The organism is Streptomyces spiralis, from assembly GCF_014654675.1.
GTDB classification, from domain to species: Bacteria; Actinomycetota; Actinomycetes; order Streptomycetales; family Streptomycetaceae; genus Streptomyces; species Streptomyces spiralis.
In genome coordinates, this window is record NZ_BNBC01000103.1 from 1 (window position 1) to 7,919 (window position 7,919).

At 67.3% G+C, this 7,919-nt stretch carries 10 protein-coding genes and 2 pseudogenes; 6 read left to right on the forward strand and 6 right to left on the reverse strand.

All coding sequences use genetic code 11. The features are described 5' to 3' along the window. Window positions 1-108: 108 nt before the first annotated feature. On the reverse strand, window positions 109-405 hold the full coding sequence (locus IE318_RS43755) for a hypothetical protein (RefSeq protein ID WP_194717509.1): 297 nt from the start codon (window positions 403-405) through the stop codon (window positions 109-111). A gap of 220 nt (window positions 406-625) precedes the next feature. On the opposite strand from IE318_RS43755, the pseudogene IE318_RS43760 reads away from it, so the two are divergent. The 3 genes and pseudogenes from IE318_RS43760 to IE318_RS43770 all read left to right on the forward strand — a co-directional run. Continuing rightward, a pseudogene (locus IE318_RS43760) lies at window positions 626-751 on the forward strand (IS5/IS1182 family transposase); the annotation flags it as partial. A gap of 722 nt (window positions 752-1,473) precedes the next feature. Then, window positions 1,474-2,019, forward strand: coding sequence for an IS1096 element passenger TnpR family protein (locus tag IE318_RS43765; RefSeq protein ID WP_189908396.1), 546 nt, complete (start codon window positions 1,474-1,476; stop codon window positions 2,017-2,019). Window positions 2,020-2,251: 232 nt separating this feature from the next. Next, entirely contained in the window at window positions 2,252-2,476 is a 225-nt protein-coding gene (locus IE318_RS43770; protein ID WP_189908397.1) for a LexA family protein, read from the forward strand. 111 nt (window positions 2,477-2,587) lie between these two features. On the opposite strand, the gene IE318_RS43775 is transcribed toward IE318_RS43770, so the two are convergent. Further along, on the reverse strand, window positions 2,588-2,878 hold the full coding sequence (locus IE318_RS43775; RefSeq protein ID WP_189908398.1) for a hypothetical protein: 291 nt from the start codon (window positions 2,876-2,878) through the stop codon (window positions 2,588-2,590). A 219-nt stretch (window positions 2,879-3,097) separates the two neighbouring features. Here IE318_RS43775 and IE318_RS43780 point away from each other — a divergent pair, with 219 nt between their 5' ends. After that, a complete protein-coding gene (locus IE318_RS43780) occupies window positions 3,098-4,420 on the forward strand; it encodes a serine/threonine-protein kinase (protein ID WP_189908399.1) in 1,323 nt (440 codons plus the stop codon). Window positions 4,421-4,497: 77 nt separating this feature from the next. Here IE318_RS43780 and IE318_RS46280 read toward each other — a convergent pair whose 3' ends face one another. Both IE318_RS46280 and IE318_RS43785 read right to left on the reverse strand, forming a co-directional pair. Then, window positions 4,498-4,623 carry a hypothetical protein gene (locus IE318_RS46280; protein ID WP_268256792.1) on the reverse strand — a complete coding sequence of 42 codons (126 nt, stop codon included), beginning with the start codon at window positions 4,621-4,623 and terminating at the stop codon, window positions 4,498-4,500. Window positions 4,624-4,658: 35 nt separating this feature from the next. Next, the gene (locus tag IE318_RS43785; protein ID WP_229904210.1) at window positions 4,659-5,315 is read right to left on the reverse strand and encodes a replication-relaxation family protein; all 657 of its coding nucleotides are present in this window, start codon (window positions 5,313-5,315) and stop codon (window positions 4,659-4,661) included. A 497-nt stretch (window positions 5,316-5,812) separates the two neighbouring features. Between IE318_RS43785 and IE318_RS43790 the strand changes: the two genes are divergently transcribed. Further along, on the forward strand, window positions 5,813-6,190 hold the full coding sequence (locus IE318_RS43790; protein ID WP_189908400.1) for a VOC family protein: 378 nt from the start codon (window positions 5,813-5,815) through the stop codon (window positions 6,188-6,190). A gap of 234 nt (window positions 6,191-6,424) precedes the next feature. On the opposite strand, the gene IE318_RS43795 is transcribed toward IE318_RS43790, so the two are convergent. Continuing rightward, window positions 6,425-6,802 (reverse strand): hypothetical protein, encoded by a 378-nt coding sequence (locus tag IE318_RS43795; RefSeq protein WP_189908401.1) that lies wholly within the window; start codon window positions 6,800-6,802, stop codon window positions 6,425-6,427. Window positions 6,803-7,123: 321 nt separating this feature from the next. Here IE318_RS43795 and IE318_RS46040 point away from each other — a divergent pair, with 321 nt between their 5' ends. Next, window positions 7,124-7,270: a hypothetical protein gene (locus IE318_RS46040; RefSeq protein ID WP_229904211.1), complete on the forward strand. Its 147-nt coding sequence runs from the start codon at window positions 7,124-7,126 to the stop codon at window positions 7,268-7,270. 82 nt (window positions 7,271-7,352) lie between these two features. Here the strand turns inward: IE318_RS46040 and IE318_RS46045 are convergent. Next, window positions 7,353-7,472, reverse strand: a pseudogene (locus IE318_RS46045) (hypothetical protein); the annotation flags it as partial. Window positions 7,473-7,919 lie beyond the last annotated feature (447 nt).

Genomic DNA, 7,919 nt, shown 5'->3' on the forward strand with positions numbered 1-7,919 from the left:
TACCTCACACAACAGGCATACCGCGACGATCACACATCGTCAGCCCCCAACGACACCACGCAGCAAAGGTCAGTAGCTGACTTCAGGCCGCTCTGCTGGCGGCCCGCCTCACAAAGGTAGCCAGTTGGGCCACCCCACGGGCTTGCCGCCCGGTTCGCACATGCTGTCCGGGTGGCCGGGCGACACGTACCACACTGCCAACTCCGGCCAGAGCAGCATCGCAGTAGCAAGAAACGTCAGCACCAGCGGCAGCAGGATGCGCCGGCGACCTGTCACCTTGCGCATCACAGCCCACAGCACGGTGGACACCGTCGCCACGCCGGTCGACGCGACTACCCATGCAACGAGCTGGTAGGAGCCGTCGGTGCCAATGTCGCAGTTCGCCCAGGTACTGATCAACATCAACGAGGCCGCGTACCCGGACCCCAGGAACACCACCCACCCAACCAGCCAGGCGGCCGCGCTGTACTCGGCTCTTCTTCCCGCTGGGGCCCCGCTCCATTGTCTTTGCACAGTTGCCTTCCGCCGGGAGTGGTGCGCCATAGGGGCGGCCGATCATCGATCGCTTCGTCCTTGCGGCGCGTGATGTTACAGCGAGCGGTGGCACAAGTGTGATGATCTTGGTGTGCCTGGTGTGATCACGGCGTCGGAGCCGTCTTGGATAGCCCCGTTCTCCGGGGTCAGCCCGCGGTGTTTCACCAAGCTGGTGACCGCGCTGCGCCGCGAAGGTGCCGATGAGGTGCGACCGGGTGGCACGTGTGCGGACCGAACAAGGTCAGGACCGGGCACGACGCGCTCACCAGGGCCAACAACCCTGTGTCAGGACGGTCCATGCGCGCCTGCGGCCATCACGCCGGGGTGACCAAGTGCACCAGGTGGGACTGACGCACCCGCGCAGCGGCGGCCCACATGCCGGTTGCATCACCCCACGGCGGCGCCCGGCCAGTTGCCGTCTTCGATCTCCTCGACACGGTTCACTGAGCTCCGAATGTAATTGCGCTCCTTCGGGGCGGGCGGTGACCCCAACGGTGTTCACCCTGCCGACTTGCTGGGCAGGCGGGGTCGGGCGCTGGGGTTTTAGCGTCGTAGTGCCTTGCGCTGTGACAGGACCGCGGGGCATGGACGGCCCCTGCGCGCAGCGCCCTGGGCAGGGGCCGCCTCTATGACCGTCGCCATGCGGTGACGGGCGGGGGAGGGCAGTCCTATCCTGCCTGCGCGACCGGCTGCGCAGGCGCCCCTGGCGCCCATTGCGCAGACTGGCACGCTGGAGGCTGCGCAACCGTGCAATCCCAGGGTTGGCTGACCATGCCGCACTGTATGCCGATGCGCAGCGATGTCGGGTGATGCGCAGTCTCTGGTGACGGCGGCCAGTAGAAATTCCCCACGTACGGCCAGCTCGATTCCCCAGTCGGCAGTCACACTCAGTAGCCTCGGTGCTGACTCGCGGATCTGATGCATGAGGGGGTTATTGACGTGGCTCGTACCTGGCTGTCGATCCGGGTGGAGTTGGTCTCCGGTCACGGTGCGGACCTGTGGCCGCGTCCCGGCCGGGTGTTCGCCGCTGCTCGGTCGCACTCCTTCGCGCAGCTCGCCTCGGCCATCGATCTCGCCTTCGCACGCTGGGACTTGGCTCACCTGCACCTGTTCACGTTGTCCGACGCCACCCACGTCAGCCCGCTGGACTGGTGGGACGGCGAGGCCCCGGACGGCACCATGGACGGCCATGTGACCAAGCTGAGCAGGCTGCAGGCCGGCGAACAGTTCGCCTATGTCTTCGACATGGGCGATGACTGGGCGCACCTGTGCACGGTGGCGGAGAAGCGCATCGATCCCCTCGATGAACTCGGCGAGGTGCCCGACCGCCCGGTTCCCTACTGGGGCTGGGGCAACCTCCCGGACCAGTACGCGCGCCGTTGGGACGGGGATGATGGGGAGTCGCCGATGCCGAAGCGGCCGGCCCGCGGCCTCAGCGACCTGCCTCCGATCCTGCCGTGGTGGGGTGAACACCGCCGGGGGTGACCTCACGCTGCGTACATAAGGTGGCCGCCAGTGGGGAATTGAAGTGGCCGTGGTGGGGAGACGAAGTGGCCGCGAGCGGGGAAATTTAACTGGCCGCTGACACTCAGGCCAGGCGGTTGCGCACCCCTCCGTCCGGCTGTGGTGGCACCCCTACTGGACCGGTCCGGGCCGCACGCCGGCGGGCCCGGACCGAGCTGCGCCACCAGGCCCGCACCATACTGCAAGGGCAGCGGTGAACCGGCGCCCGGACCACCTGACCGAGCGGGAGGAACAGATTCTGCGCTGTATCCGGCGGTGGATCGAAGACACAGGCGAAGGGCCGTCGGTGCGGCAGCTCGCCCACGCCGTCGGGATGCGCAGCCCGGCATCGGTCGTCTACCACCTGGCCCACCTGGAACGGTCCGGCGCGCTGGTCCGTGACGGCCGGTGCTGGAGCACCTGCCGCCTGGGCCACTGACCCGCACCCGTCAGGACTGGGCTCAACTGGCTGCCCAAACGCTGTGGCCTGCCGTGGTCGGGGTGGTGGCGCAGTGACTGTGCCCGGGCGGGCCATGGCAGTGGTGAACCGTCACAGGCGGGCGAGGGCGTGGTAAGCGGTGACGAGGGCTCGGTCGAGGTCGGACTGGGTCAGGGGCCGGATGTGGGGGTGGGCGCAGACGGTTCGGGTTTGTTGCAGGTCGCGTAGGAGATGGAGGGGGAGCCGGGTGCGCTGGTGGAGGTAGACGGTGGGCTGGCGGGTGCTGGCGGGGATGTGGAGGCGCAGGTGGTCCCAGGCGGCGATGATCCGAAGGACGTCGCGGGCGCAGACGTGTTCCCACCAGGGGCTGTCGTCGCCGGGCTGGTTGTGGTGGATGGTCACGGGTGTGCCTCCGGGCAGGTGAGGACGTGCCGCTGTCGGGCGGCCGCCGGGCTGAGGGGGATGGCCTCAGTTCACCGCCGTGACCTGCTGCTTTCCGCTGATCTGAAGGGCATCGAAGAACTCGAAAAACCACTGCAGAACGATGAAGGACGGCCCCTGCCACGGGAGGTCGCTCAGAGCTAACCTGACGGGGGATCACCATCATCGAGGGGGCTGCGGGTGAGCGGGCAGGACGATCTGCGGGAGGATCCGGGACAGGACCTGGCGCGGTGGCTGGGGAACTTGCGCAACAGCAACGGCGCCCCGACCTACCAAGTGATCATCGACAGGATCCGGGCGAACGATCCGACCTCGTCGCTGTCGATGTCCACCCTGACCAACGCCTTCAACGGCCGGGGCTTTCCCCGGTACGAGACGGTCGTCGCGATCGCCCGGGCCCTGGCGGGGCGTCAAGCAGCCGAGGAAGCCGACAAGGAGTACGCCCGCGCCCGCAACCGGCGTGACGAGCTCGAGCGCCGGAAAAGACACAGCGCACAGGGCGGGCCGCCCGTCGATACCGCATCAACAGAGCCGGCCGACGGCAAAAAAGCCCAGGAACTGCCGGCCGTCACCGTCTCGGACGCCACCGCGGCGGACTTGGACCTGACGGTGGCCTCGGCCCGTGGTGGAGTCAGGCGACGACTGACACTGTGGCCGATTGCAGCCCTGACGGCGGCGGCTTTCGCCGCGATCACCGTCGTCGTGCTCGCCGACCCCTTCTCCCCAGGACACGCCACCCCTGCCAGCCACGCCGGCGGCAGGGCGAGCACCAAGGACAGCACTGCGGACACCGTCGGGGACACCAGCCAGACCTCACCGGCCGCTGCTGACCCGGGCTCGTCATCCCCGGGGGCAGACCCCACGGCAGCGGCCAACGACGTCTGGACGGGCCGCTCGCCCATCGCCGTGCAGGCACAGACCGTGCAGGACGTCTGTGGTTCTGCCTACTTCGACGGAACACCGCAGCAGTACCGAGCAGCCCAGACAATCATCCCGGCTCCACCCCGCAACGCTGTAGTCCTGGGCGAAGCCGTGCAAGTGACCGTTCAGGGCCGCACCCAGCAAAGCGTGATCCTGACCGGCATGCGCGTGGACGTCACCTCCAGCAAACCCGCCCCCACACACGGCATCGTCGTCTCTTACGGCCAGTGCGGCGGCGGCGTCGAAGTGCGACACTTCGACCTCGACCTGTCCCGAACCCCACCCACCTACACCGCCAAGCCCGCCGACAACTTCGGCAAGATCACCCCCGCCGTGGAATTCCCTTACAAGATCTCCCTGGACGACCCGGAAGTCTTCGAGCTCACGCCCGCCAAGGGCTGCGGGAAAGACAAGGACTGCACCTACACCGTCACCCTCCAATGGGTCGCCGACGGCAAGACCGGCACCACCGTCCTCGACAACCACGGTCAAGGCTTCCGCAACCTCAACCCCGACCACCTACCCGTCTACCGCCAAGACCCGATGAGCGCTGACGGTCCCACCCTGCGCCCCCAGACCTGAACTGCCGGCCTCTGGTAGACCGCGCAGAAGCCGCACCTACCGAAAGCCCGCGACACTGCCGAGCGCAGAACACACGGTCAACTCCAGGACTGGAACCAGCTGACGGTGCTGCCGGGGTCTTGGACGGGGTGCCAGACGGGTTCGGCAGGGCCGCCGCGTAGCAGGTCGACGAGCGGTGCCGCGAGCACGGGGACGTCGCGCATGAAGCTGGTCAGTGTCGGCTCCGTGGCGGCTGCGCCTAGGGCCCTGATACGGGTGGTGATGCCGGCGGGGCCGGTGCCTCCAAGACGAACAGCAGCCGGGGGAAGAGCGGGTAGTGCCGCCTCCATTCCTCCTGTGCCGGTTCCTGGAAGGCTTGCCGCTGCCGTCGGCCGGGGGCGGGTGCGGGCACGTAGCCGTGGAGGCGGGCATAGGAGGCGAGCTTGGCGGCCAGGCGTTCGGGGCCCATGGTGGCCCGGTCGACCTCCACGAAGGCCCGCAGCATCGATCCGTCGCCGCCCTCATAGCCATCCCGGTAGAACAGCAGGGCATCGGGGATGACGGCCTCACCGCCGCCCACTGGGTGGTAGACCTCGGGGATCCAGTCCAGCGGCCGGCACAGCTCGCCGCCGCCTGCGGCGTGCGTCCTGAAGGAAGGGAGCCCGGTCTCGGTCACCGTCAACGCGTGCCCGACCCGCAGCCGCACCGCGGTCCGGTCCGACACCGTCCTCGAGGGCCGCCGGCCCCGCAACTCCGGAAACTCGCCCGCGACCTGCACCCCGTAGGAGGTGGGGAACCACACCCGCAGCCGCCCACGTTGGGGCAGGGTGATCCTGTCGACCAGGCCCTCGGCGCGCAGCTTGGCCAGCCGGCGCCGGGGCCCGCTCCCTTCGTACGTTGCGGCACCGTCCTGCACGACAACACCGCCCTGGACCCGGCCGACATCCCCGCCGACAACCCGTCCGACAACTGTCCGCGCGTGAACGCGCCCTGGGTGACGTATCCGCAGGTCACCACGCCTGCCCCGCCGTGGTCGGAAGCCCGACGTCCCCCTAGAGCCTCCCTCAGCTATCCACCAGCAGGAAAAAAGGGGAAGGGGTGGGGCTGGGGCAGAGGTCGGCGCGGCGGGGGGATCGGGCGGCTCAGTGCTGCTGCTCGCGCGTCGGCGGGGCCGCGCGCGGGCCGGGCCCGGTGGGGCCCGGCAAGAGAGGGCGGTGGCTGTGTCACTCTTCTGAGGCTCTGGTCCACTTCTTGTGGAGCTGAGCTGCCTCAGGTGACGGCGGGCAATGTGAGGTTCCAACCTGCGATGCCTACGCCTGGGCGGACCACGTAGGTGGTCGGTTCTCACTCAGCCGTAGGCAGTCGTCTCTAGGGTATGCATCAGGGAAGTCCACTGATCGTCCGGGAGGCGTCATGCCCTTGCAGATGAAGCTGAGCGCGATAACCCTCGACTGCCCTGATCCGCTGGCTTTGGCAGCGTTCTATCAGCAAGCCACCGGTCTGGAACTCCATCCCAAGTCGAACGCTGACTTCGCCGGTCTCGACTGTGAGGACGAGGTCTTCATTGGCTTTCAACGGGTCGATGGCTACCGGGCTCCGCGCTGGCCTGAACAGACCGTTCCTCAGCAGCTTCACATGTGCTTCAAGGTCACGCAGGGATTGGACCAGGTTGAAGCCCGGTTGCTGGAGCTGGGTGCGGGCAGACCGGATCATCAGCCTCATGGCGCCAAGGCGCGTGTTCTCACCGATCCGGTTGGGCACCCCTTTTGCATCGTCGAGGATGCGGATTGAAGAGCACGACGGCTGTGGGCCCAAGCCATTCCTACGGAAGAGCGGGACTATAGGTGGGCACAGAGGCAGCTGCTTCTCCCAGGACTGGTCCGTTGCGGAGGGACCAGCCCGTTCCAGCCGGGCCGGGTGGCGAGGTGGCAGCCACTTCACAAGTCCGATCCCGCCCGCGGCCGCCTGTTGGTTGGTCGAGATGGGCGTCGGCGGGACCATGAGCCTCGCTTTTCTAGGGGGCGCTCACCGGCAGCTGCAGTACAAGAAGACCCCGTGCCAATACTTCTTTACACAGGTGCCGGTGCAGCTGCCCTGAGTGCAGACCGCATTCCAATCGTCGTCGAGGTCCAGCCAACATGTGCCCGCTGCTTCGGACTTGAGCTCAGGATCGCTGCCCCCGCGCTTTCGCAAGTTGGCGAGGCCGACGATTTCGAGCATCGCACCACCGCGACCAAAACTCTCCGCAATGAAACCGTTGGTCTCCAGGCGCCCGCCGGTCGCAAGCTCGACTCGCTGATACTCCTCTGCCGTGTCGTCGTCGAACTCGACCCGCAGGACATCGGCGCCATCTTCGCCATTCACATAGCTGACCGAGCCTGTAGTAAAGATTGTGACGCTCATCGGACCTCCTTCGCCACGGCCTCTCATCTGGAATGGACCGTCAGCAGCATCCTTCGGGGAGCGGCGGCGATCGGCGATCCGGGCTCGGCTGAATGGGCCCCGCCCCCATCGTTAGGTTCTGGGCCCGGTGAAACCGGCCTCCTACGCATAGTCCTCCACACGGCGGGGTCTTTTTCCGCGTGGCGGCGTCCCCGCGTGCCCACAGCAGACGATGCCTTGAAGGCCCTGCCCAGCCCTCCCAAGGCGCGGACGCTGTTGACGATTGCTGTCCGTCCCAGGGGACATCCCACCGGCCCGGCATCCGCGCACCGACGACCTGCAATGCCGGCAGCCGCACAGCTCACCGTCACAATGCGGGCCCGAAAAAAGAGGGAGAGGCAGATGCTGGACGCCGACCTGTTGAAGCACCCCGTGATCCGCGACTGCGTCGACGCGCTCGTCGACGGCATGGGCCATCTGGGTCAGTAGGGGACCAGGAGCAGGACCCGTGTCGGGTGGAAATCCGGTTCGCGGAGTCTACCGCGATCAGGGTTTTGCCGGACCCGGTAGCTGCGATCACCTGGGTCCTCAATCCTTGCGGCGGCATTCGGCCACCGGCTGGGACGGAAAGATTCCGAAGGACCCCATCGACCGCCTCAGCCTGATGTGGACGCAACTCCATCTGCGGCATACTATCCCCCAGTGGGGACGTCTTTGACGGTATTTCATGCCTTCAAGGGCTGGAACGGGAGTGCTTTTACAGTCTCTCTAATCCCGCGGTTTTTGGTAGCGCAGCGGGCCGGAGCGGGACCCGTCCAGTAGACCAGAAGACATCTGGGGAAATAAAATGACACACACCGCCGTGACCACCGTAGGCGATGCAGCGTCCTGACGGTTCCTCACTCTTCTTGCATCCAGACTGACTCACCGTCACCGCCCCTCCTGTAGCCAGCCTTTGACGGGTGCGGAGCACTCGTCAACCCCGTACGGGACTGCGGAGCAGGCACATGCGGGAGGGGAAGCCGGCGGAGCCGGATTCCCTCACGGGGCAACGGAGTTGACCCGTAGCCCGGAACGGAGTTCCGGGCTCATTCCGCGCTTGCGCGGAATCCGCCGCGTAGCGGCGGCGCGTCGTGTC